Annotated in this window: 24 protein-coding genes; 19 read left to right on the forward strand and 5 right to left on the reverse strand. The window is 68.2% G+C overall.

What is annotated here, in order from left to right; all coding sequences use genetic code 11:
• Window positions 1-264, forward strand: a 264-nt coding sequence (locus tag Q0C41_RS13260) for a hypothetical protein (RefSeq protein WP_291984260.1), incomplete at its 5' end; no start/stop codon positions are given.
• Between the two features lie 21 nt (window positions 265-285).
• Here Q0C41_RS13260 and Q0C41_RS13265 read toward each other — a convergent pair.
• The 3 genes from Q0C41_RS13265 to Q0C41_RS13275 form a co-directional block, all read right to left on the reverse strand.
• Window positions 286-1,035 (reverse strand): hypothetical protein, encoded by a 750-nt coding sequence (locus Q0C41_RS13265; protein WP_291984261.1) that lies wholly within the window; start codon window positions 1,033-1,035, stop codon window positions 286-288.
• Window positions 989-1,657, reverse strand: a complete 669-nt coding sequence (locus tag Q0C41_RS13270; protein WP_291984262.1) for a sigma-70 family RNA polymerase sigma factor — start codon at window positions 1,655-1,657, stop codon at window positions 989-991. Before Q0C41_RS13270 ends, Q0C41_RS13265 begins: the two co-directional genes overlap by 47 nt.
• Window positions 1,658-1,780: 123 nt before the next feature.
• On the reverse strand, window positions 1,781-2,869 hold the full coding sequence (locus tag Q0C41_RS13275; protein WP_291984263.1) for a hypothetical protein: 1,089 nt from the start codon (window positions 2,867-2,869) through the stop codon (window positions 1,781-1,783).
• Window positions 2,870-3,048: 179 nt separating this feature from the next.
• On the opposite strand from Q0C41_RS13275, the gene Q0C41_RS13280 reads away from it, so the two are divergent.
• The 18 genes from Q0C41_RS13280 to Q0C41_RS13365 all read left to right on the forward strand — a co-directional run bounded on the left by Q0C41_RS13280 (window position 3,049) and on the right by Q0C41_RS13365 (window position 18,964).
• Complete coding sequence (locus Q0C41_RS13280; protein WP_291984264.1) at window positions 3,049-3,360, forward strand: TrbC/VirB2 family protein; 312 nt, start codon at window positions 3,049-3,051, stop codon at window positions 3,358-3,360.
• A 10-nt stretch (window positions 3,361-3,370) separates the two neighbouring features.
• Window positions 3,371-3,688, forward strand: coding sequence for a VirB3 family type IV secretion system protein (locus Q0C41_RS13285; RefSeq protein ID WP_291984265.1), 318 nt, complete (start codon window positions 3,371-3,373; stop codon window positions 3,686-3,688).
• Window positions 3,682-6,108: a hypothetical protein gene (locus tag Q0C41_RS13290; RefSeq protein ID WP_291984266.1), complete on the forward strand. Its 2,427-nt coding sequence runs from the start codon at window positions 3,682-3,684 to the stop codon at window positions 6,106-6,108. The genes Q0C41_RS13285 and Q0C41_RS13290 overlap by 7 nt, the downstream gene beginning before the upstream one ends.
• 18 nt (window positions 6,109-6,126) lie before the next feature.
• Window positions 6,127-6,906 (forward strand): TrbG/VirB9 family P-type conjugative transfer protein, encoded by a 780-nt coding sequence (locus Q0C41_RS13295; protein ID WP_291984267.1) that lies wholly within the window; start codon window positions 6,127-6,129, stop codon window positions 6,904-6,906.
• A 1-nt stretch (window position 6,907) separates the two neighbouring features.
• Window positions 6,908-8,161, forward strand: a complete 1,254-nt coding sequence (locus Q0C41_RS13300; protein WP_291984268.1) for a TrbI/VirB10 family protein — start codon at window positions 6,908-6,910, stop codon at window positions 8,159-8,161.
• A 3-nt stretch (window positions 8,162-8,164) separates the two neighbouring features.
• Window positions 8,165-8,938, forward strand: coding sequence for a hypothetical protein (locus tag Q0C41_RS13305; RefSeq protein ID WP_291984269.1), 774 nt, complete (start codon window positions 8,165-8,167; stop codon window positions 8,936-8,938).
• Window positions 8,935-9,729, forward strand: coding sequence for a hypothetical protein (locus Q0C41_RS13310; RefSeq protein WP_291984270.1), 795 nt, complete (start codon window positions 8,935-8,937; stop codon window positions 9,727-9,729). Before Q0C41_RS13305 ends, Q0C41_RS13310 begins: the two co-directional genes overlap by 4 nt.
• Before the next feature lie 21 nt (window positions 9,730-9,750).
• Window positions 9,751-10,599 (forward strand): type IV secretion system protein, encoded by an 849-nt coding sequence (locus Q0C41_RS13315; RefSeq protein ID WP_291984271.1) that lies wholly within the window; start codon window positions 9,751-9,753, stop codon window positions 10,597-10,599.
• Window positions 10,600-10,611: 12 nt separating this feature from the next.
• A complete protein-coding gene (locus Q0C41_RS13320) occupies window positions 10,612-10,773 on the forward strand; it encodes a hypothetical protein (protein ID WP_291984272.1) in 162 nt (53 codons plus the stop codon).
• Window positions 10,774-10,786: 13 nt separating this feature from the next.
• The gene (locus tag Q0C41_RS13325) at window positions 10,787-11,488 is read left to right on the forward strand and encodes a VirB8/TrbF family protein (protein ID WP_291984273.1); all 702 of its coding nucleotides are present in this window, start codon (window positions 10,787-10,789) and stop codon (window positions 11,486-11,488) included.
• Window positions 11,485-11,775, forward strand: coding sequence for a hypothetical protein (locus tag Q0C41_RS13330; protein WP_291984274.1), 291 nt, complete (start codon window positions 11,485-11,487; stop codon window positions 11,773-11,775). Before Q0C41_RS13325 ends, Q0C41_RS13330 begins: the two co-directional genes overlap by 4 nt.
• 14 nt (window positions 11,776-11,789) lie before the next feature.
• The gene (locus Q0C41_RS13335) at window positions 11,790-12,728 is read left to right on the forward strand and encodes a hypothetical protein (protein ID WP_291984275.1); all 939 of its coding nucleotides are present in this window, start codon (window positions 11,790-11,792) and stop codon (window positions 12,726-12,728) included.
• The gene (locus Q0C41_RS13340) at window positions 12,725-13,729 is read left to right on the forward strand and encodes a hypothetical protein (protein WP_291984276.1); all 1,005 of its coding nucleotides are present in this window, start codon (window positions 12,725-12,727) and stop codon (window positions 13,727-13,729) included. Before Q0C41_RS13335 ends, Q0C41_RS13340 begins: the two co-directional genes overlap by 4 nt.
• A 471-nt stretch (window positions 13,730-14,200) precedes the next feature.
• Window positions 14,201-14,491, forward strand: coding sequence for a hypothetical protein (locus Q0C41_RS13345; protein WP_291984277.1), 291 nt, complete (start codon window positions 14,201-14,203; stop codon window positions 14,489-14,491).
• A gap of 36 nt (window positions 14,492-14,527) precedes the next feature.
• A complete protein-coding gene (locus tag Q0C41_RS13350) occupies window positions 14,528-16,516 on the forward strand; it encodes a type IV secretion system DNA-binding domain-containing protein (protein WP_291984278.1) in 1,989 nt (662 codons plus the stop codon).
• Window positions 16,513-17,514, forward strand: a complete 1,002-nt coding sequence (locus Q0C41_RS13355; RefSeq protein ID WP_291984279.1) for an ATPase, T2SS/T4P/T4SS family — start codon at window positions 16,513-16,515, stop codon at window positions 17,512-17,514. The genes Q0C41_RS13350 and Q0C41_RS13355 overlap by 4 nt, the downstream gene beginning before the upstream one ends.
• Window positions 17,511-17,990, forward strand: a complete 480-nt coding sequence (locus tag Q0C41_RS13360; protein ID WP_291984280.1) for a hypothetical protein — start codon at window positions 17,511-17,513, stop codon at window positions 17,988-17,990. The genes Q0C41_RS13355 and Q0C41_RS13360 overlap by 4 nt, the downstream gene beginning before the upstream one ends.
• 11 nt (window positions 17,991-18,001) lie before the next feature.
• Complete coding sequence (locus Q0C41_RS13365) at window positions 18,002-18,964, forward strand: DNA-primase RepB domain-containing protein (RefSeq protein ID WP_291984281.1); 963 nt, start codon at window positions 18,002-18,004, stop codon at window positions 18,962-18,964.
• Between the two features lie 26 nt (window positions 18,965-18,990).
• Here Q0C41_RS13365 and Q0C41_RS13370 read toward each other — a convergent pair whose 3' ends face one another.
• Both Q0C41_RS13370 and Q0C41_RS13375 read right to left on the reverse strand, forming a co-directional pair.
• On the reverse strand, window positions 18,991-19,869 hold the full coding sequence (locus tag Q0C41_RS13370; protein ID WP_291984282.1) for a hypothetical protein: 879 nt from the start codon (window positions 19,867-19,869) through the stop codon (window positions 18,991-18,993).
• Between the two features lie 463 nt (window positions 19,870-20,332).
• Window positions 20,333-22,720 (reverse strand): ABC transporter permease, encoded by a 2,388-nt coding sequence (locus Q0C41_RS13375; RefSeq protein ID WP_291984283.1) that lies wholly within the window; start codon window positions 22,718-22,720, stop codon window positions 20,333-20,335.
• Between the last annotated feature and the right edge of the window lie 9 nt (window positions 22,721-22,729).

Genomic DNA, 22,729 nt, shown 5'->3' on the forward strand with positions numbered 1-22,729 from the left:
ACGTGGCGTCAGTTCTGGAGCCAACTGCCGACGCGTCAGGCGGCACCCGACATCGACTTCAGTCGCGTGACGTTGTTCGCCGTTGTTGCAGGACTGCGGGACGGCGCATCGGGTTCAAGACCCAACGTCCTCTCGGTCAAGGAGGCGCCGGACGGGGCGGTCGTGACATGGAAAGCTGAGCCGCACGCGACCTCGGGTGCCTTCACCGTCGTGGCCGTGCCTCAGGTGCTGAGTGGGCAGATACGGTTCGAAACCGTGCAGTGAAGCCACGAGTCCCGATGAGGGCTACTCGATGCGGGCTGCGAACAGGCGCCACTGGTCGTCCTGTCGCCTGACCGCCAGTTGGTGCGCCCCCTTTGGAGCCTTCGTCAGATCCAGCGAGACCCGGACCGTCGTGACGAAGTTGCGCACCTCGCCTGTGCCGCGACCACCGGCGATCGACTTGAGGTCGGAGTCGAGCAACTGCACCTCGTAGGCGCCTGGCTCTGACCCCACCGGCAATAGCAGCGTGAGGTCGACGAGCCCCGCAGGCAGCGTGACGACCTCCTGGGGAGGCCTCTGCGCTTCGCCACTGCGGAAGACACTGAACTTCCGCAGGTCCAGTTCGGTCCGCACCGGCGGCGTCACGGTTGACGCCGGTGGCGGCGCGACGACGGCAGGTGGCTCATTCCTCGCGACGACTGGAGCAGCGAGTCCAGGCTGTTGGCCACTCCGCTGCCAGAGCACGCCACCAACAAGAACCATCAGGATCAACGCCGCTGCGAGCGCCATCCACGCGGCGGGTGCTACCCGTGGCGCACGACGGGCAGGGGCGGCCTGCGTCTGCAGCGCCCGCACCTCGCGGTAGCACGGCGAGCACTTCAGGAGGTGCTGGTACGCCGGGTCGTCCATCGGCCGAGTACGCCGCGCGAGTTCGACCAGCGTGTCGCGCGGGGGGCAGCCGATGCGATTCGGATTCGGGTTGGCGCGCCCGAGGACCTCGTCGAGATCATCCCCAAACACGTCGGCGTCCGGAGAGGGAGGGCGCTGGGCCATCACTCGGTCCTGGCAGGAGCGGCGGGTGCGACGAGGCCGATGCGGTCCGGGTCGCAGACGGGGCCTGCGATGAAGGGGCGGAGGAAGCGGGGCGCGCAAGCATGTCGCGGAGCTTCTGTTTGGCGCGGCAGAACATCGTGTCGACAGCTCCGGGCGTGCGCTGCTGCTGGCGTGCGATTTCGTCGGTGGAGTACCCGAGCGTCTTGAACAGGCAGATCTGGCGTTCGTCCTCCGACAGACTCGCGAGCGCCTCCTTCAGCAACAGAACTCGCTCGATCTGTTCGGGCGAGCCTTCCTGCGCCGCCAGCGGCAAGGTGAACACGTCGCCTCGCGCCTCAAGCCGCGTGATCTGCTCACGCCCGGTCTTCAGGCGCGACTTCGCCACGTTGCGAATCGTGACCCACGCGAAGCCATGCAGCTTCTCGAGGGGACCCGCCTTGGTCTCCTGCCGCACGATGCGCCGGCCGGCCTCCTCGAGCACCTCGGTGACGACCACGTCGTCTTCGAGGGCGGGGAACTCGCGACGGAGGCGCGGCGCAATCTTCTGCAGCACGCGAGCAATGCGTCCGTCGAACGGCTGGCCGTTGCTGTCGATGAGCCCGAGCGTGTGGAGGTCTGGCATTCCCACGTCCCGTCCCGCGTCACGCCGTGACGCTGCTGCGAACTACTAGGGTCGCGACAGTATAGCGAATCGTGCTCCAGGCGACGCACAGCAGCGTGCGAGTCAAACTCGCGCACTGTTTCTTCAGAACATTGGTAAGGGTCTGCGCGCGAGAAGAAACTCTGCAATAAACGTCCGACGACCACGTAAAGCTATTCTCCCGAACCAAGTGAGGCCTGCTGCCACCACAGCAGCGTCGCCCTCTGTCGGCCTACGCCTTACGAGAACCGAGCGCAGCAGACGTTCGAGCGCCGCCGTCACCGAGCGAGACTCCCCGCTGCGCTCAAGGAGTTCGACAACATCGGCCTCGAGGATCACAAGGAGAGTTCCCTCTCGACGGTGAGCCGTCAGGCAATCGAAGGATAAGCCGACACTACCATCGACGCCTTTGCAGATGCGCTGGCTCTTCAGGAAGTACGCATTGTGTGCCCATACAGAGTAGTGACCGCCAAGTTCCACACCTGCCCAAACTCCCCCAGCGGCCGGCATGGGTGCGAGCGGAGTACCGTCGAACCAGGTCGACAAGAACAGCTGCCGCCTCCGGTTGCTCTTGTCAGCCGCGCTGTACAGCCACCGGAGCAGCCTGCAGGTTGCTGGCACTCCCCAGCCCTTGAGCTTGTGCCGGTACGTGCTGGGGAAGATGAACCAGTACCACCGAGTGGACCGCCAAACCTGGAGCTCGATGTCCTGCGCCCTACGCCTCAGCCGCCTCCGTCCCGCTCTGGCTTCCGCGGACCAGTACAGCAATCCAAACTTCACCATCGGCTGACGGTGCGAGGGCATCACGTTGCCGTTGAGATCGAACGAGAGCTTACTGACGTGCCATCTTCCCAATCCGTCCCTGAACGAGACGTAAGCTGAATGGAAGATCCGCTGTCGGAGCGATGTAGCTCCGGTAAAGACGTCTTTCCCGCCGACGGCTAAGGCCTGAACGCTCTCGTCGACGATCGTCGATCTGTCCTCTCCCAACAGGAAGAGGTCCGTTGCGGTACCGGGCCCGGCGTTACTGACTTCAATGTGCCCGGGGCCGGTCAATGAGCGAAATGTCAGAAACGGTCGAGCGGCGCGCGCGAGTCGGCCGCGGAGAAAATCGACCGCGTAGAGGACAAAGCTGGCCACTGTTGCGCCGGATGCCCAGTCTGTCAGAGTCCAGTTCGACGGGTCAGCTGGCATTTGCGGAATAGTGCAACTCTGAGGGGAGCGGCTCAGCCGGACCCATTATGTCAGAGAGCTAACCGTTGGGATCGTGCGGCGGCCAACTGTGAGGGCAGTAAGCTTCTCGCCGGAAGCAAGGTTCTTCTTCATGCAGGACGGACGTGCAGGACGCGTCCTCCTCTTTGGAGAGGAACCCGATGCGCCACCTTCTTCAGGTCTCCAGCCCCACCCCGCGTGGCCACGTCGGCACGCTCGTCTCGGTCACCCTCGCTGCGCTGCTGCTCCTGCCGGCGACGGCCCTCGCGCAGTCCCCCTGGGAGCGCGCCGCCGGCAACCTCGAGTCCACGTTCACGGGCCCCTTGGCGCGTTCGCTCGCGCTCGTGTCCATCGTGATTGGCGGCCTCATGTTCATGTTCGGCGAGGCCGGCGCCAAGCGGCAGATCAGCGGCATCGTCTTCGGCGGCGGCCTCGCGCTGTTCGCCACGCAGTTCCTGGCCTGGTTGTTCTAGGGCGACGACGATGCAGCCTCGCTCCTCGCTCGTGCCCGACGGGCCGACCACCCGCGTGGTCTACAAGGCCCTGCACCGCCCACTGACCATATGCGGCGTCGAGCGACGCCTGTTCTTCCTCGCCCTGCTGCTCGGCGCCGCCGCGTTCAACCTCTTCTACTCCTTCCTCGCCGGCCTGCTGATGTTTGCCGGCCTGTACGGGTTCGCGCTCTGGGCCACCGCGCGCGATCCCGAGATGCTGCGCATCCTGCTGTCCTCGTCGCGCGCACGCCGGCGCTTCGACCCGGGCAAGCACCTGCGCCAGGACGTGGAGGTGCGGCCATGGTGAGGCTGTCCCGGCTGCTGAAGGATTACGGCGAGACCGGTGCCATCAACTCGCTGATCGCCCTGTGGGGCTTCGTTGACGACGCGACGTTCCTCACGAAGGCCGGGCACGTGGGCCTGGTGTATCGCCTGCGCGGCATCGACGCCGAGGGGTTCACTCACGCGCAGCGCCTGACCGCCATCCGCCAGTTCGAGGGCGCCCTGCGGGCCCTGGACGAGCACTGGCGCGTGTACCAGTACGTCCTCAAGCAGCAAACGCCGCCGTTCGAGGCGCCGCAGGCGACGCGTCGTGTCGCGGCCGACGCCCTGGCGCAGCGCACGGCCTACCTGAACGGGCGGCGCGAGTCGCTGTTCGACATCGAGCACGTGCTGGTGCTCCTGTACGAGCCGCCCACCCAGGCGCGGCGTAGCACCGCCCTCCGCGGCCTGTGGCATCGGCCGTCCGAAGCCCTCCGCGACTGGCTGTCGCCGACCCGGACGATGGCCCTGCTCGAGACGGACCTCGATCGCGCCGTGGCCACGCTGCACCACCGGGCGGCCACCCTGGAGGTGCAGCTCTCGGAACTCGGCATCCGCCGCCTGCCAAAGGCAGAGGCGTTCCGGTTCTTCCGTCGGCTCGCCAACTGCGACCGCGCCACCGCGGAACACGCGCCGCTGGCCTACGACACGCACCTCGACTACTTCGTCGCCGACTCGCCGGTGGAGTGCCATCGCGACCACCTGCTGGTGGGGCGGCACGCGGTGAAGGTGCTGTCGATGAAGGAGCCGCCGACGCGTACCTTCGCGCACATGCTCGGCGACCTGCTCGCCATACCCGGCGCGTTCATTGCCTGCCTGGAGTGGCAGCGGTCCCGCCCCGAGCGGGTGCGTCGGGACATCCAGGCCAGGCGACGCCACTACTTCAACAAGCGCGTGTCGCTCATCAACTACGTCTCCTCGGACACCCGCCCGGAGGAGATGCTCGTGGACGACTCCGCGGGCGCGATGGTGCAGCAGCTCGGCGACGCGCTCACCGAGCTTGAGGTGCACGGCCACGGCTTCGGGCTGTGCTCGCTGACGATCGCGCTGTGCCATGAGGACCGCCGGGCGCTGCAGGCGACCGTTGCCGACGTCCAGAAGGCCCTGGCCACCCACGACGGCAGCATGTTCGAGGAGACCTACAACCTCCTGAACGCATGGCTCAGCCTGTTCCCGGGCAACGGCGCGTGCAACCTGCGCCGGTTGGCGCTGCTCGAGACGAACCTCGCCGACCTGAGCTTCCTGTTCACGCACGACGCTGGTGTCCGGCGCGACATTGACGGCCGCCGCGCGCTCGCCGTATTTGAGACGACGGTGCACACGCCGTACGCGTACCACCTGCACGTGGACGACGTGGGGCACACGTTGGTGCTGGGGGCGACGGGAAGCGGCAAGAGCTTCCTGCTCAACTTCCTGGTCACGCACCTGCAGCAGTACGACCCGCTGACGGTGGTGCTCGACCTCGGGCACAGCTACCGCAAGCTGGCGACGCTGCTCGACGGCGCCTACCTGGAACTCGGCCTCCACCAGCAGGCGGTCACGCTGAACCCGTTCGACCTGGTGTCACCCACCCCGGCGCAGCTCCATTTCCTGCACGCCTTCACGCGCGTGCTGCTCGAGGGGGAGGACGGCTACCGGCTCTCCGATCGCGAGGACCGCGAAGTGTACGAGGCCGTCGAGAACCTGTTCGTCCTCGACCACGCCCAGCGGCGTCTCTTCACCCTGGCCAACCTGTTGCCGCGCCCGCTCGGGGCGCGCCTGCACAAGTGGGTGGGGAGCGGCCGGTACGCCGCGCTCTTCGACCACCCACGCGACACCTTGACGATGGACCGGTTGCAGGTGTTCGACGTGGAGGCGATGCGGGCGTACCCGTCGCTGCTCGAGCCGCTGCTGTTCTACGTGCTGCACCGGGTGAGCGACCGGGTGCTCGATCCGTCCGAGGCTGCCACGGTGAAGGTGTGCGTGATGGACGAGGCCTGGCGCCTGATCCAGCATCCGACGCTGCGCGCCTACGTGCAGGAGGCGCTCAAGACGTGGCGCAAGCGCAATGCCTCGATGATCCTCGCCACCCAGAGCCTCGAGGACTTCGCCTCCGCCGACCTGCTCCGCACTGTCGTCGAGAGCTGCCCGACGCGGCTGCTGCTGGCCAACCCGTCGCTGGATCGCCAGCAGTACGCCGAGCTGCTGCAGATGAACGAGCGCGAGCTCGACCTGCTCACGCACCTTCTGCCGCGACAGCAGGTGCTCCTCAAGCGCGCCCACCTCGCCAAGGTGCTGACGCTGCAGGTGGACCCGCGCAGCTACTGGATCTACACGAACTCTCCCCAGGACAACGCCCGCGTGGACGCGGCGCTCCGGACCCACGGGTTCGAGGGCGGCCTCGATCGTCTGTCCGCGTCGGCCTGATCGCTCGTGAGGTGTCCCATGCGTCGACGACTGACCCTGTCCGTGGCCACATGCCTGGTGCCGGCCTCCGCGCTCGTGGCTGCCGCCCAGACCGACGGCATCCGTGAGGTGACCGCCTCCGACCGCAGCCTCATCCCGCTGCAGACGCGCCTCCGGTACACGACGATGGTCGTGCTGCCAGACGGCGAGGAGATCCTCGACGTGATCTGCGGCGACCGCGACTTCTGGGTGATCAGCGCCGTGCAGAACGTCGCCCACGTGAAGCCCGCCAAGCCCGGGGCCGAGACCAACCTCAACCTCGTGACCGCGCGCGGCACGATCTACTCGTTCCTGCTCACGGAGAAGAGCGGCACCGGCGCACCAGACCTCAAGGTGTATGTGAACCCGGGGGCCTCGGCACCGGCCGGCCCCAAGAAGTACTTCAGCGCCGCCGAGATGCAGCAGCTGCAGCAGGAGGTCAGTGCGGCGCGTGCGCAGGTCAGCACCGCAGAGCAGCAGGCACGGGAGGTCATCGCCCGCGAGCGCGATGCGTACCCGGCGCAGCTGCGCTTCACATACGGCGCGCCCCGATATGAGAAGCCGTTCTACGTCCGGGCCATCTGGCACGACGGCCAGTTCACGTACCTGAAGTCGGATGCCCGCGAGCTGCCGGCCCTGTACGAGCTGAAGGACGGCAAGCCCGCCGCCGTGAACTTCCAGGTGCGCGGCGAGGGCACCTACGTCGTCCCCAAGGTGATCGACCGCGGCTACCTCGCGCTCGGCGAGGCGACCTTCGACTTCGTGCGGCGGGAGCGGTGACGTGCCGGACCAGCCCGACACTCCCGTCACCACGCCGGTCACCGACCGGCGGCCCGTGCCGCAGGGCGTGCTGCCGCGGGGCGTGCAGACGTGGCTGATGGCCGGCCTGGCCGCGGCGATGCTGCTGATCATCGTGCTGACCGGCCGACCTGACGCGCCGACGCCCGTGCGTCAAGCGACCGCCACGCCGGCGACGACGAACCCGGACCGGGTGCGCGAGTACCAGGACCGCTTGCGCCTGCTCGAGGCCCAGGCCGTACAGCCGGCGGAACTGCCAGAGGGCGAGCCGCCGCTGCCGCCCTCGTTCGAAGACGATGTGGCGGCGCCACCGCGCGTGGACCCGGTCGATAGTGAGCGGAAGCGTCGGGAGTACGAGAGCCTGTTCGCCAGCAACGTGGTGCTGAGCCGTCGACCTGATAACCAGCGGCCCGACGGTGGCGCGAACAGCCGGCGGCCCGGCAGCACGAACGACTTGCCATCGGATCAGCCACCCTCCATCGACGCGATCGCCGATGCGGTGGTGCGTGCAACCCGCACGCAGGCCGGTGCGGCCGCCCAGGTGGCGAACGTGCAGACGCCGACGCCTCAGGCCGCACCGTCACCTGCCCCGGTAGGCAGCGCCACCGGGACGGCAGTCAGTGCCGTCCTCCAGTCCTCGTCACCCAACCGGGTGCTGGAAGGCACGCTGATCGACGCGGTCCTCACGAATCGGCTGGACGGCGGCATGGCCGCGCCGGTGAGTTGCCTGGTGACCAATCCGGTGTACGCGCTGAGCGGGCGCGACGTGCTCATCCCGGCTGGGGCGAGGGTCCTAGGCGAGACACGCCCGGTGCAGGCCCTCGGGGAAGCGCGTCTGGCGGTGCTGTTCCACCGCCTGATCCTTCCCGATGGCCGCACGCTGGCGTTGGACCAGTTCAAGGGCCTCAACCAGATCGGCGACGCGGGGCTCCGCGACAAGGTGAACCACCACTACTGGTCCACGTTCGGCGCGGCGTCGGCGGTCGGCCTCGTGAGTGGCCTGTCGCAGCTGATCGGCAGCGCGGGCATCGGGCTCGGCGACGGCGACCGCACGGTGGTCGTGGCCGGAAATGTCGCCGACACCGGAGCGCAGGCCACCGCGCAGGTGATGACCCGGTTCCTGAACCGGCTGCCCACGGTGACCATCCGCGAAGGACACCGCGTGAAGGTGTACGTCACGAGCGACCTCGACCTGCCGGTCTGGGAGTCGGGCACCAGTCTCTTCGGACGGAGGTGAACCATGCGACGCGTAGTGATGATGCTGACGATGACGGGACTGCTGGCGAGGCCGGCAGCGGCGCAGTTGGTGGTGTTCGATCCGGCCAACCTGGTCGAGGCCGTCGCGATCGCCGAGCAGGCGCAGCGCCACTACCAGGAACTGATGGCGCAGTATCGCACTATCCAGCGCATGTCGAAGGGGCTGGGCAGCCTCGAGGGCTACCGCATCCCCGGACTGGGGACGGCACGACACGACCTCGGCGCCTGGAGCTTCGGGCGGCCCTGGCTGGCCGCCTTCAACGCGGGCGATCCGGCGGGGGCAGGATACTGGGCCACGACCATCCCACTGCAGGTGCCGCGCGACCTGCCCGCGCGCATGCCGATGGCCGCACGCCGGACCTTCGAGCGGCAGTACGCCACGGTCGAGATCAGCGACTCGGTGGCGACGCTCGGCGCGCACCAGGTCGGTGCGCTGCGTGGGTACCACGGGCAGTTGCAATCGGCGGTGGAGGAGCTCGAGGGCGACGTGATGAGCGGCCTGCTGCGCTACCACGAGGCTACGGCCATCCTCGACAAGATCGCCTCCGGCGAACTGCTCGGCCGACGGCAGGACATGGCCGCCAACCAGCTGCTCTCGCACGCGCTCGAGCAGCTGCTCGCGCGGGGCAAGCGCCTGCGCGACAGCGAGGCCCAGACCATGAACATGCAGTTGGTGACGTGGCGCGACGGGCGTGTGGTCAACGACGCCATGGTCGCTGGCACGGGCGACGCGCTGCGCACGTGGAGGCAGCCATGAAGGCGCTGCGTCTCTCGCTCATCGTAGGCGCGCTGGTCCTGTCGGTCGCGCCAGTCCGGGCGCAGGTCGTCGTGTACGACCCGGCCGTGGTGACGCGCAACAGCATCACGGCGGTGATCAAGGAGTACCTGGCGGAGCTGCAGACGCAGCAGCACAGCCAGCTGCGTCGCATGGCGCACCGCCTGAGCAACTTCACCGACCTCGGGAAGTACCGCGTTGCGGGGGCGCCCCTCTGGCGCATCCACGACTTCGAGGACCCGAACCTGTTCCGATTCGCCCGGGACTACCACGCGGCACTGAACTACGGGGACGAGGGTGGCGGCGTCCGAGCGGTCACGCAGGCGCTGCTGAACGAACCCGCGCTCCTGGCCCGTCTGACGCCCGCCGCGCGGCGGGCTCTCACGGCACCCATGGCGACCCTCGACGTGGCAGCCGCCACGTTGACGTCGGGCACGAATGACACCGGCCGCGTCCGCTACAACGGACGCGCGGAACTCCGCGCCATCCAGGCGCTCGAGACCGACGTCACCAACGGCTCACTCGAGCAGAGCATGACGGCCGTGCTCGACAAGATCAGCGGCGGCGTCCTGGTCGGGGCGCGCCAGCGACAGAACCGCGTGCAGGTGCTGGCGGCCGTCGTCGAGCAGCTGGCCGTGGACGGGAAGCGGGCGCGCGACACGGAAGCCGCGACGCTCAACATGCAGCTCACGGCGTGGCGCGAGCGCGAAGTCGTCAACGCGGCCTTCGCCGCCGGCGCGGGCGACGCCCTGCGCACCTGGCGCCAGCCCTGATCCGCGCACGCGGAGGTCCCCATGCAGCCGCAGCCCTCGCTCAACCTGATCCCGACGATCCAGCAGGCCATCACGTCGCTGCTGACCGTCCACGAGCCGGAGTTCCTCCGATTCGGCACAGCCATGTTCATGTCCTTCGCCGCCATTGTGATCAGCTGGCAGGGCATCCGGATGATGTTCGGCCGGGGCGGGCTGGGCGACGGCATGTTCGATTTCGCCAAGCTCCTGCTGTTCGTGTCGTTCGGCTACGCGATGATCGCCTTCTACGAGTCGCCGATCCCGGGCATCGGCGTGTCCTTCAGCAACCTCATCACCGACCAGACGGGCTATTTCCAATCGGTGCTCGAGGCCCGCGCCTTCGACAACATCTACCGGCACTTCGACACCCTCGGCGAGCACTTCATGCAGCCCGACCCGTGGGCCATCCTCGCCAACCTGATCTACTGGTCGGTGCTGCTGTCCCTGGCGTTCGCGAAGGCGGCGTCGCTGGCCGTGATCTCGTTCGGGCTCATCGCCAGCGCCGTGTGCGCGCTGCTGGGCCCGATCTTCGTGCCGTTCTTCATCGTGCCGAAGCTCGACTGGCTGTTCTGGGGCTGGCTGCGCTCGTTCATTCAGTACTCGTTCGTGCCGGTCGTGGCCATCGCGTTCCTGATGATCTACGAGCAGTTCGTGTACCGGTACGTCACGACCTTGCCGCCGATGATCACCCAGGCGGAGTATGGGATCTACGCGATCCAGGCGTTCGCCGTCGTGGCGACGTTCTGCGTCGGCATCCTGATGGTGCCGTCGCTGACGCACTCGATTCTGAGTGGGTCCAGCGGCGAAACCGCCATGCCAACGAGGGTTGGTGTCGGTCGTCTGTTCTCGTGATGTGAGGTCCGTATGGCGACGAACGTAGGTCCTGAGCATCTCCGCCACCACGATCGCCCTTCGTCACCAGCGTTCAGCCGTCTGCTGGTGCTGGGCTACCTGATCGCAATGGCCATTGGCGCGGTGCTGTGCCTCGCCTGGATGGCCTACCGGGTCGCTTCGTCCTGGTTCTGAGGAGGGCACGACGATGGCTGCCACGGTGGGCGACGTGCACCCGAAGACGCTCGAGAGCGCGAAGCACCAGTTCGTCGAGTTGTATGGCTCCGCACTGGTCCTCAACACGTACCTGAAGATTGCGTTGGTCCTGGTCTCGCTGGTGGCGCTGGGTCTGATCGGCCTCAACGTCCACACCGCGCGGCGCTATGCCGACGTGAAGCCGCTGGTCATCCGCATCGACCAGGTGGGGCGCGCCGAGGCCGTTGCCTACGACGCGTCGCGCTACGCCCCGCAGGCCCCGGAGCTCCGGTACTTCCTCACGCAGTTCGTGGTGAAGCACTTCAGCCGGATCCGCTCGACGGTACAGCGGGAGTACCCCGACTCGCTGCTGTTCCTGGAGCCGGCGCTGGCCGACGCGACCATCGCCGCGGACGACCGGGGACGTACCCTCGAGCAGTTCCTCACGAACCCCTCCGCCGACGAGATCGACGTCGTCGTGCAGAACGTCAGCCTGGGCGAGCTGGCGACGCCACCCTACAAGGCGGTGGTCAGCTTCCAGAAGGTCTTCTACTCGCCCGGCACGCGCCACGAGCGGAGCCGGGAGACGCATGTCGCGCAGGTCAACTTCACCCTGCGCGACCGTGTGCCGAACGCGCTGATCCCGGTGAATCCGCTCGGGCTGCAGATCGGCTACTTCCGCGTGGACCAGGCCTTCGAGGAGACGCGGCGGTGATCGCCAACGCGGCCTTCCTCGCGGCGGTCACGCTGTTCCTTGGCGGCGCCTGGCTGGCCGGGGAGCTCACGTTCCTCACGCCGTACAAGGCCACGCTGTTCCGGCGGCATGGCCCGGTCATCGGGCTGTCGCTGCTCGTCGTCTTCTTCAACCTCTTCGGCGTGTACTACAGCATCGCGCGCTGGCTGTTCCTGCGCGACACCGGCCGCAAGCTGCTGCACCTCGATCGGCAGCTCGGCACCGCGGACGGCGTGCTCGACGACCTCGGCACGCCCCTCGAACCGTAGACCAGGAGGCTCCGATGTACCGGGACATCGATCCACCCCGTCCCCAGCAGCAGGAACGCCCTGACATCTCGCGCGGCGGACGCGTCGGCGCCGACGTCGATCGCCTGCCGCCCGAGCGGGACTACCGCGACGTGTTCGTGCGGGATCTCGCCCTGCCGCAGGGACCCGACCGCGAGCGCGTGCGCCACCGCGGACGCACCTACACGCTGCGCGGCTCCGAGACACGCCTGCTCACCACCGTGGGCGCGCTGCGCGTCGTCAATGCGGCGGATCTCCGCGAACCTGAGCAGCCCGCGCGCGCCGCCGAGCGCGACGTCGAGCGGCTCCGAGAGGCGGGGCTCGTCGACACCTTCACGGCCGTCGTCGATGGCCAGCGCGCGACGGTCCTGACGCTGTCGGAGGACGCTCTCGACCTGCTCGAGAGCGTCCGGCGAGAGGATCGCTCGGGCCCCGAGCAGACCTTCCACGCTGGTCCGGCGACGCCACGCGAACTGCAGCATGACCTCAAGGTGCTGCACGCCTACCGCGACGCCGCTGACGACATCCGCGCGTCAGGCGGCCGCGTCCGGCGCGTGGTGCTCGAGCGCGACCTGAAGCGCGAGTACCAGCAGTTCCTCCAGGCGCCGAACCGGGAGCGGCGTTCGAGCAGCGGACGCCCGGCGCGCGACGCTGCCGAGATCGCACGCTGGGCCGCGGAGCGCCGCCTCCCCGAGCACGACGGGCACGTGCAGTTCCCCGACGCGCGCGTCGAGTACGAGTGCGCCGACGGGCGCCTCGAGGTGCGCGACCTCGAGGTGGTGACGCCGCATTATCGCGGTGCCCACGCCGCCGCGAAGGCGCGGAGCGGCTTCAGCACGCATCGCGCGACGGGCGCGCGCATCACGGCCGGCCACCAGCGTGGGCGAGGCGGTCGCGGACCCGACCCGCGCCTCGCGGAGGACCTGCTGCGATGACGTTCGACCAGCGAGTCGCGGCGCTGATGGGGGAGAAGTTCACGCAGCGGCAGGCCGCGTTCCTCACGACGGTGATGCTGCACGCCGGGGTGTGCATGGTGCGCCACTACTGCACCTTCGGACGGATGGTGTACGGCCAGACGGCGCGCGACTTCTTTGCCAGACTGGTCGCCTCGCGGTACGCCACGCGGTACACCGCTGGCCATGCCGGGGCGCGCATCTATCACGTGCGCCACCGTAAGTTGTACGCCGCGATCGGCGAACCGCACAGCCGGCTCCGCAAGCCCGTAGCCGTGGCGCGCGCCGTCGAGCGGCTCATGCTGCTGGACGCCATTCTGGCGAAGCCCGAGTGCGTGTGGCTGGCGACCGAGCGCGAGAAGGTGGCGCACTTCACGACGCATTTCGGCACCCGCGTGCCCCGCGCCCGCCTGCCGCATGTGACCTTCGGCGAGCGGCCGGAGACGACGACTCGCTACTTCCCCGACCACCTGCCCATCGGCGTCGAGGACGCGGGCATCGCCTACACGTTGCTGTACCTGGTCACCCGGCCGGCGCCCGTGGAGTTTCGTGGCTTCCTGTACCGCCATGCGGAGCTGTTGCGCGTCTTCCCGCGCTGGACGGTGCGCGTCCTGATCCCGACGCATCTGCGGGTCGCCAAAGACGCGTACCTCACCGCCCTGCACCAGGAGCTCGCCACCCCGGTGCCGTCGATCGTGCTCGACGATCTCCAGTGGTACTTCACGCAGCGGCGACGCGCCGAGGCCGGGCTGGCGCACGTGGTGCCACCGGATCGAACGCGGCTGGCGCGATGCCGCCGGGCGTTCGGTTCGCCGCGGTATCGGGCCCTCTATCGCGCGTGGCGTGCGGACGGCGACACGGTGGTCGAGGAGGCCCGGTCACCGGTGTTGGCGATGGCGCTCGAGCGGCAGTCGGGGCGGGTCGAATGCGAGGTCCTGCCACGGCCCTACCTGCATCTCTCTTCCCTGGTCGGCACGGCATGATGAGGCGCCATCACCGCCGACGGAGGGGAGCTACCGGGGGAGCTACCGGTCCGGGGGCCTCGTGGCTCCCCTCGGTCAACGTCGTTCTTGCGCCCGTGACCCGGACGGCGCCTCGGGTTCGTACCCGTCTCCAGCCGACTAACCGATTTCGCGCCAGCAAGTTACGGCCCTCGACCTCCGCCCGTGCGGTGGCGATCTGGGCCACCGCCGCCCCAGGCTCCCGGCCCGATCAAGCACGGAATCGGGGCGTGAACGACCCCCTGATCTGGCGCGGGACCCGGTCCCGCACCCCGCCCCGGCGGGGTCGTTCACGCCCCTCACTGGCCGACATTTCGTCCCGCACGAATCTGGCCCACCGCGTGGCCGGCCCATGGCCCGTCCGCGTTGCCCATCTCGGTGCCTGTCACCGCGCGCCACTGTTCGGCGCCGCGTGCACACCGCGTCTGCTCACCATTTCCGGAGGACATCGCCATGGCGCTCATCAAGCCCAGAACCCGTGGCAAGCAACTGGTCAGGCACCGCACGCGCCTCGACCACGAAACCAACGAAACGCTGTATGCGTACGCGCACTTCCTCGGCGAGTCGACCGAGTACGTGCTCAACCAGGTGATCGATACCGTACTCGGGAAGGACAAGGACTTCCTGCAGTGGCGGCTCGAGCACCCGGCGTCCTTCGTGCCGCACCGGCAGTCCCACGTCCGTCGGCATGCCACCCGGCCGCCGCGCGCCACCAGCGTGCCCGCGCCGGTCAGTAGCCACTGAGACGGTCGCTGTCCCACGTTCACCCGGAGTCATACGATGCTCCCCACACTCCTTGACGCCCGCACGCTCGTCGCGATGGCCGTGGCCCTTGCGGTGGGCGTGTGGGGCCTGCGCGCGCACCCGCTGCCGGCCGACAACGTGTTCCTCGCGTTGATCGCGCTGCGTCGGCCCGACATCTACCAGGGCCTGCAGTACGGCTATGCCACGCTCTGGTTCACCACCCCGTTCTTCGCGGCGTCCTTGCTCGGATCGCTCTTCGCGATCGCGATGTACCGCCACGCGCCGCGACTCACGTTCCGCGGCCTGCCGCGCTACGTGCCGCCCGAGGAGCGGCCCGCCCCCTCGCTCGTCCTCGGGGAGACGCATCACGAGACGCGTCCGGGACGCGCGCCCGATCCGCAGTGGCTCACCATCCCGCAGCGCGGGCTGTACACGGGCGTCATGGTCCTGGGCTCGGTCGGCACGGGCAAGACGTCTGCGTGCATGTACCCGTACGTCGATCAACTCGTGCGCTGGCGGAGCCACGAACCAGACCACAAGCTGGGCGGCCTGGTGATGGAAGTGAAGGGCGACTTCTGCCGGCAGGTGCGCACGATGCTGCAGGCCTGCGGGCGGGAGGCTGACTACGTCGAAGTCGGGCTCGACACCGACGTCTGCTACAACCCACTCCACAACGACCTTGATGCCTATGCGGTGGCCTATGCCATTGCCACGTTGCTGAACAACCTGTTCGGCAAGAGCAAGGAGCCGTTCTGGCAGCAGGCCTACACCGACCTGCTGAAGTTCGTGATCCTGCTCCGACGACTCACCGACGGGTACACGACGTTTGCCGAGGTCTACCGGTACATCCTGGACGACCAGCTGATCGTCAAGGACATCACCCGCTTGAAGGCGGCGTTGGCCTCGCCGCCCGACGTAGTGCTGCTGCCGCGCGAGGTGTACGAGACGGTCCAGTCCCTGCGCGCCTGGAGTTCCTGGTACGAGGAAGATGCCAGTCACATGGCGCACCCGTATGAGTTCGAGCTCGAGGAGTACCTCGCGAAGTCCAATGTGCCGTACACCGTGCGCCGCGCGCAGGGTGAGGGATGGACCGCCCGGCGTCACCAGCTCGAGGCCTTGCAGCGGTGGTACCACCAGGGCTGGAGTAGGCTCGATACCCGCCTCCGCTCCTCGATCACCGAGGGCATCGTCGTATTCCTCTCGCTGTTCGACGACAACCCCGCCGTGCACCGCGCGTTCTGTCCACCGCGCAGCGCCTACCTCGGGACCCGCGCGCCAGGCGATCCGCGGCCCCTCGAGAAGATCGACACGCTGCTCGACGCCGGCCGCATCCTGGCCCTCAACTTCCCGGTGGCGCTGAACCCTGGGCTGGCCCGCGTCATCGGCGTGATGCTGAAGCTGGACTTCCAACGCGCGGTCCTGCAGCGTATCCCGAAGATCAGCGCCCAGCCGAACCGGGTCTGGCGCGACCTGCTGTTCGTCTGCGACGAGTACCACGCCTTCGCCACGGTGGGGGAGACCGACCCCACGGGCGATGAGCGCACCTTCGCGCTGTCGCGCCAGGGCCGCCTTATTCCCATCGTCGCGACCCAGAGCATCAGCTCGCTGCGGTCTGTGCTGCCCGGCGACGAGAGCTGGCGGACGCTGCTCCAGTGCTTCCGCACCAAGGTGTTCCTCGCCACCAGCGACGAGTTCACCGCGCGCAACGCGGCCGAACTCTGTGGCAAGAGGGATCGGCTGAAGGCGAACTTCAGTCTCTCGGAGTCGGGACGCGACGCGCACGTCTCGCTGCTCACCGGGCGCGCCGCTGCGGGGCGGCAGTCGATTACCGCCAGCAAGAGCTACACGCCCACCAACGAGTACATCTTCGCGCCCCGTGCGTTCACCGAACTCCAGAACTCCCAGGCCATCGTCTTGCCGTACGACGGCATGAACCCGTTGCCGCCGCAGCTCTGCTACCTGAAACCGCACTACCTGGACGTGCAGACCAGCTACTTCGACCACCAGCAGCGAGGCGCGTTATGAGCAGCCTGGATCGCATCCTCCCGTTCCTCCGGCCCATCGAGGACCTGCTGCAGGACCCGGCCGTTACCGAGGTGATGGTCAACTGCGGCGGCCGACGCGTGTTCGTGGAGCGCGAGGGGGCGCTCGCGCTGGTTCCAGACCGCACGCTCGAGTCGCGGAACCTCACCGTCGCGATCAAGAACATCGCGCGGGCCTGCGGCGACGAGATTTCCGACGTCCAGCCGGCCCTCGATGCGCGCCTCGAGGACGGCTCCCGCGTCGCCGCCATGTTCCCGCCGTGCTCGGTGGATGGGCCGACCCTCACGGTGCGGAAGTTCACACATCGCTACACGCTGGACGAACTGGTCGCCGTCGGTACCCTTACCTCGGATCTCGCCCATGACCTCGCCGAGGCCGTGCGCCAGCGGCGCACCATCCTCATCTCTGGCGGCACGGGCACCGGCAAGACCACGCTCCTCAACGCGCTCGCCTCCACCATCCCCGCCACCGACCGCATCGTCCTCATCGAGGAGACGTCCGAGATCCTCATCGACAAGCCGAATCTGGTGCGGTTCGAGGCTCGGCGTCCGCAGGCGGCGCTGGGCAGCGAGGACCCGCTCCCGGCGGTCACGATCGCGGACCTGCTGCGGGCCACGCTCCGTCACCGACCCGACCGCATTCTGGTAGGGGAGGTGCGCGGCGCCGAAGCATTCGACCTGTTGCAGGCGCTCAACACGGGGCATCAGGGCACGCTCAGCACCATCCATGCGAACTCCGCCGAGCAGGCGCTGGTGCGCCTGGCGCATTGCGTCCTCACGGCCAACGTCGGCCTGCCGCATCGGAGCATCCGCGAGGCCATCGCCCTGGCCATCCATCTGGTGGTGCACATCGACAGGGGGGAGGGGCGGCGCGCGGTCAGGGAGGTGCTGGCCGTCGAGGGGTACGACCACGCCACGGATCGCTACACGCTCGCCCCGTTCACATCCGGTGTCGCCACGGCCGCAGGAGGCGCGTCATGAGCGCACTTCGTTGGACCCTTCCCTTTCCGCTGTTGGTCGCGCTCGCGGCGTGTGGAGGCGGCAGCTCGAGCCCGACCGCACCGAGTGCGCCGACTTCGTTCCTCACCGGTACCTGGCGCGGCACGCTCACGGTGCAGGTCAACCCCGGCGACCCCGATGCGCAGCCCGAGGTATCGGGCCCGGTGCAATGGACGTTCGAGCCGGTGCCCGGCACCAATCTGCAGTCGTTCCGCACGAACATCCAGGCGCAGCACCCGTGGTTCGCTGCCACGGCGAGTGGCTCGACGACGCTCACGCCTGGCAATGCGCCACCGGCGAACATCAGCACGCTGGGCGGGTTCGACTCGCCCCGCGGCTGCCGCGGCACGTTCGGCAGTGTCGGTACGGCGCAGGCCACTCGCATCGAGGCCAACTTCACCGGCACCGACTGTCAGGCGGCGACGTTCACCGGGCGGGTGCTGCTCACGAAGCAGTAGGGGAGGACGCCATGGCCATTGACAAGGACGCACCGGTCAGGTTCCTGCGCACCGCGTTCCACCCGGACGACTGGGTCGCGGTGTTCCTGAAGTCCCACGATACGGGCGGCACCGCCCAGCGCGTCGGCCCGCTGTCGCTGATCGGCCACCCGAAGTTCCAGGCCTGGCTGCGCGCCCAGAACGCGCGCCGGTTCAGTGTGTACGTCAGCATCAACGCCATCCGCCCGCAACGCCGCGCCCGTACGCGCGAGGCCATCGGCGAGATCCGCCACGTGTTCCTCGACGCCGACAAGGACGGCGATGGCGTGCTGAAGGCGATCGGTGCCCGACGCGACCTGCCGTTGCCGTCGTACGTGATCCGCTCGTCACCCGGACGGCTGCACGTGCTGTGGCGGGTGACCGGCTTCACGAAGGAGGGGACCGAGGCACTCCAGAAGCAGCTCGCCGTTGAACTCGGCACCGATAAGGCCGCGACATCATGCGCGCAGCTCACGCGGCTGCCGGGGTTCCTGAACCACAAGTACACGCCGGGGTGCGAGGTGGTGGCCGACTACGCCAGTGCCACAGACCCGGCGACGCCCAGCGCGTTCCCAAAGCCAAAAGCGCAGCCTGAGGTGCGAGATCCGCTCAACGGCCGCGCCGACCGCCTCGAGCGGGCCCGCCGCTACGTCGCGGCCATCCCGCCCGCCGTATCGGGGCAGCAGGGCGACCTTGCCACCTTCCAGGTCTGTTGCCGGTTGGTTCGCGGCTTTGCGCTCACGGACGATGAAGCGCTCACAGCTATGCAGGAGTGGAATGCCTGCTGTCGGCCGCCCTGGTCGGCGCGCGAGCTACGCTCGAAACTGTCGTCCGCCCGACGCTCGGGCCGGGAGCCGATTGGAGGTCTGCTGGAATCTAGAGAGCCGGCCTGCGCGGGCCCGATAGCGCAACGCGAATCTCCCAGACTAGGCCAGGCGCCAAGCCTCAACTCCTGAGCTGTCGCGTATGCGCGAGTGGGTGCTCACTTCCCGATGATGATTGAGGCCGTGGCTCCACCCGTTCCATTCGGCTCTGGCGGATGGCAGGTGACAGGAAGATGGGCGGAGCCCTCGCAGTACGGGAATGGAAAGTAACGTGCGTGGAACATTCGCGTGCTCGGAGGCATGCCCACGGGCAGGCGGAAATGTGGACACCAATCCCTGTCGGTAGTTGCGATGCTCGCGCTGATTCCGCGACGACGGAGCACGGTTGCTATCTGGGGTTCCAGGCGCTCGAGCCAATGACAGAGGCCCACCAGCACCGAGCGCAGATTCGCTGTGAAGTTGCCGGCGCCGGGTCTCGGACCGGATGCCGACACAAAGGCCGACGTCTCATGCGGCTCGTCGGGAGCTCGAGAGACTTGGAGGCGCACGCTGTGGTGGAGGTGCGTGATCAACTGGCGTACTCCGGCTCCTCTCCTGAACCCGACGTCCCACCAAGAGCCGGACTCATCAAGCGATGTCACAGAGTCTGCAATTGCGGCGTTCTCAGCGCGAAGCACCGCGATGGTCTTCGTGCGTTTCAGCGCTCCCATGCCATCCACACCAGGAGCGCCGACCGCAATTGCGACGAGGATGGCTATGTCATCGACGACCATGCCGAGGTAGGCCATAGACTGGTCCGCCAGGCACTCGCCCAACATGTAGAGATGAGGAGACGACCAATCATCTCCGCCACGGTCGTAGGTGGCTCCCAGCTCTTGCATCACGTGGTTTAGTTCCTGAAGCACGAACAGTAGGCGTGAGAACGTCTCGCCAAGGTGGTAGTCGAGGGCGAGTGCCCGCTCGTGTTCCACCCGGTCCGCAGACATATGGTGCGACCTGAGCGCCATGAACTGCTCACGAATGCCGAAGCGAATCATGGGCATAGTGGTTGTGGACACAAAGAGCCCGTGGCGTTGCAGCATCTGGCGACACTACCTCATCGGCGCTTCCTTAAGGGATGCGTCGTTTCCGGCAAATGACGAGGGCAGAACAGAACGGAGCTCTGGCTTGCCGTGTGCGGCGCCAAGAGAGCGAGCCGGCGCGCGCCGGCCAACAGTCGCATGCTCGCTGTGTGCACCCGCCGGGCCTGGTTCGCCCGTCCCGTAAGGGTCTCACCTTCCCGCGAGTTCTACATCACAAGCAGCCTCCACCCCGTGGGCCGCCACGAGCTTTCGTCCGCGTCCGCGCTTCAGGAGCCCGTACGTCCCACTGTGTCTCGCCCTTCATACCGTGTTGCGAGGTCACCGATGCGGAGGTTCCCTTTGCAGCCGCCGCAGGAACCCTCGCGGCACAGTTGTCGATCCGCGCCGCCGTCCGGTCATCGAGCAACCGGCCTTCTGCCTACTCCTCGCGCATCAACGTTGCCGCATCCCATCTCCGGGCGCGTGTCGAAGGCGCAAGCACGCTCAACGACACCATCAGCGCGACGACGGTGACTCCGGCGATGACACTGCCGATGGTGGCGCGCTGCCCGCCGCCGACCAGCAGGTGACCGCCCAGCCACCCGGCGATGCCCCCCGCAAGAAGGCCCGCGCAGGCGGCGCTGACGACACGCGAGGCGATCGCGAGGTACGCGCGGGACGGCGTCGCCCCGAGTGCCGCGCGAATGCCCATCTCGCGGCGCGAACGGCCCACGACGTAGGTGAGCAACGCGAGAATGCCCGTCATCGCGAGGCCGAGCGTCAGGAGGCCGCCGCCCAAGAGGCTCATCAGCAGCACACGCGCCGGACGCAGCGCGAGCGCGTAACGATCCTCGATCCAGTCCATTCGCCAGATCGGCACATCCGGAAGACGGTCGCCCACCAGACGACGCACGGCACCGAGATGCTGGTCCTGCCGGTCGCGCATGCGCAGAAGGAGCACGACACGTCGGGCAGACTCCACCTGTGCCAGCAGCGGCAGATACACGGTCGGGGCCGGTGCCGCCTCCGGCGAGACGTGGCGCGCGTCCCCGACCACGCCCACCAGGGTCAACGGCCCCGCGTTCGGTCCATCATCTGCCAGGCGAACCAGGTGACCGAGTGCCACGCCTCGGGCCCGGAGCATCGACCACATCGCCGCATTGACAACGACCTCCGCGCGCCCATCAGTCCGCAGCGCGCGTCCCGCAACGACGGGCATGCGCAGGGTCGAGAAGTAGGTGCTGTCAGCGCCCACGGCATGCACGGTGAGTGCCTCCCCGTTGACCACCAGACGGCGTTCCGCGGCGCCGCCGCTGAGGGGGGCGAAGTCGGTGAGCGCCACCGACTCCACACCCGGCAACGCACCGGCAGCCGTCTGCAGGTCAGGTATCCATGAGGTCATCTGCTCCCCGGACTGCGCATGTGCGGGATGGGTAGCGTCGATGGTGGCGGCCAGCAGTCGCGTAGGGTCGAAGCCGAGCGGCCGCTCCAGTTCGGCGCGTACCTGTGAGAACGCCAGCAGCGAAGACACGGTCAGTGCGCTACAGGCCGCCACCTGCAGAGCGACGAAGAGCAATCGCCCAGTCGTGCGCGGGGCCACGGTCCGCGACGCGGCCGGTACGAGGCTGTCCATTGGCCGACGAGCGCATGCACGCCACAGTGGCCACGTACCACTCACCGTCACTGCGCACACCGCCACGCACGTCGAAAGGAGCGCCACCCGCGCATTGACGTCCAGGCGGAGCGGGACTCGACCCACGAGGGTCACCGGCCACGCGGCGAGAACGCGCTGGCCGACGCCCGCCAGCACCAGGCCGCCAACGATTGCGAACGCGGTAATGCAGATCACCTCGAGCATCTCGGAGCGGAAGATCTGGGACCGGGTTGCGCCAAGGGCCACCTGGATGCCCAACTCCTGCCGGCGTCCCTCCAGCCGCGCGATGACGAGGCCGATCACGTTGGCACAGGCGGCGACGAAGATCAGCGCGGCGACCGCGCCGACGAGCAGCGTCATTCGCTCGACGTGTGCGCGGGAAGGGCCGCGTATCGCGGCCGAGGACGCCGGCTGCAACGAGAGAGGCTCGGCCGATGCGGCGGTGCGGATACCGAGCCCCGCCTGGATGCGCCGATCTTCGTCGACCATACGTGCCTCGAGGTCGGCGGGAGAACGCGCCCCTGTACTGCGGGCCAGCACCTGCAGGAACCGCGACGTCGGCAACAGCAGCGAGCCGCCCACCTCCTGGCCCGAGAAGAGCGGGAGCAGATCGACCGGCACGAACACGTCGGCATCGAAGCCGACGGTGGTGCCTACGAACTCGTCGAGCACGCCCACCACCGTGAGGGCCTGGCCATGGACCAGAACCGTCTGGCCCAGCACGTCAGGCCGCGCGGCGAATCGGCGCGCCCAAAGTCGCCTGGAGACCACGACCTCGCGATCTCCCGGAGTGGTCGAGAAGCCTCGCCCCATCGCGAAGGCCGGCCGAACGACATCGAAGTAGTCGCGGTGCGCCTCCACTGAGCCGATGATCTCGGGTGGTGCCTCGCCGATGCGGACAGGCGCGTCACGCGCAGTAAAGCCGGTCAACGCAAGCGAGCTGGCGATGGCCTCGCGCATCGTGGCGAAATGATCGTTGCGAAAGGGAGCGCTCGACGTGCCCCGCAGGATCGCGTACAGGTTGCCAGACGCCTGCACGTGAAAGGGATTCCACAGGAGCGCTTCCGCAGCGGCATATACCAGGGCGTTGCTCGCGACGCCAGCCGTGAGCAACACGACGGACAGCGCGAAATAGCCCGGCGAACGGACCAGCCGTCGAAGAGCGCGGTTCATGTCGGTCGG

The organism is Luteitalea sp., assembly GCF_022842525.1.
Classification (GTDB): domain Bacteria; phylum Acidobacteriota; class Vicinamibacteria; order Vicinamibacterales; family Vicinamibacteraceae; genus Luteitalea.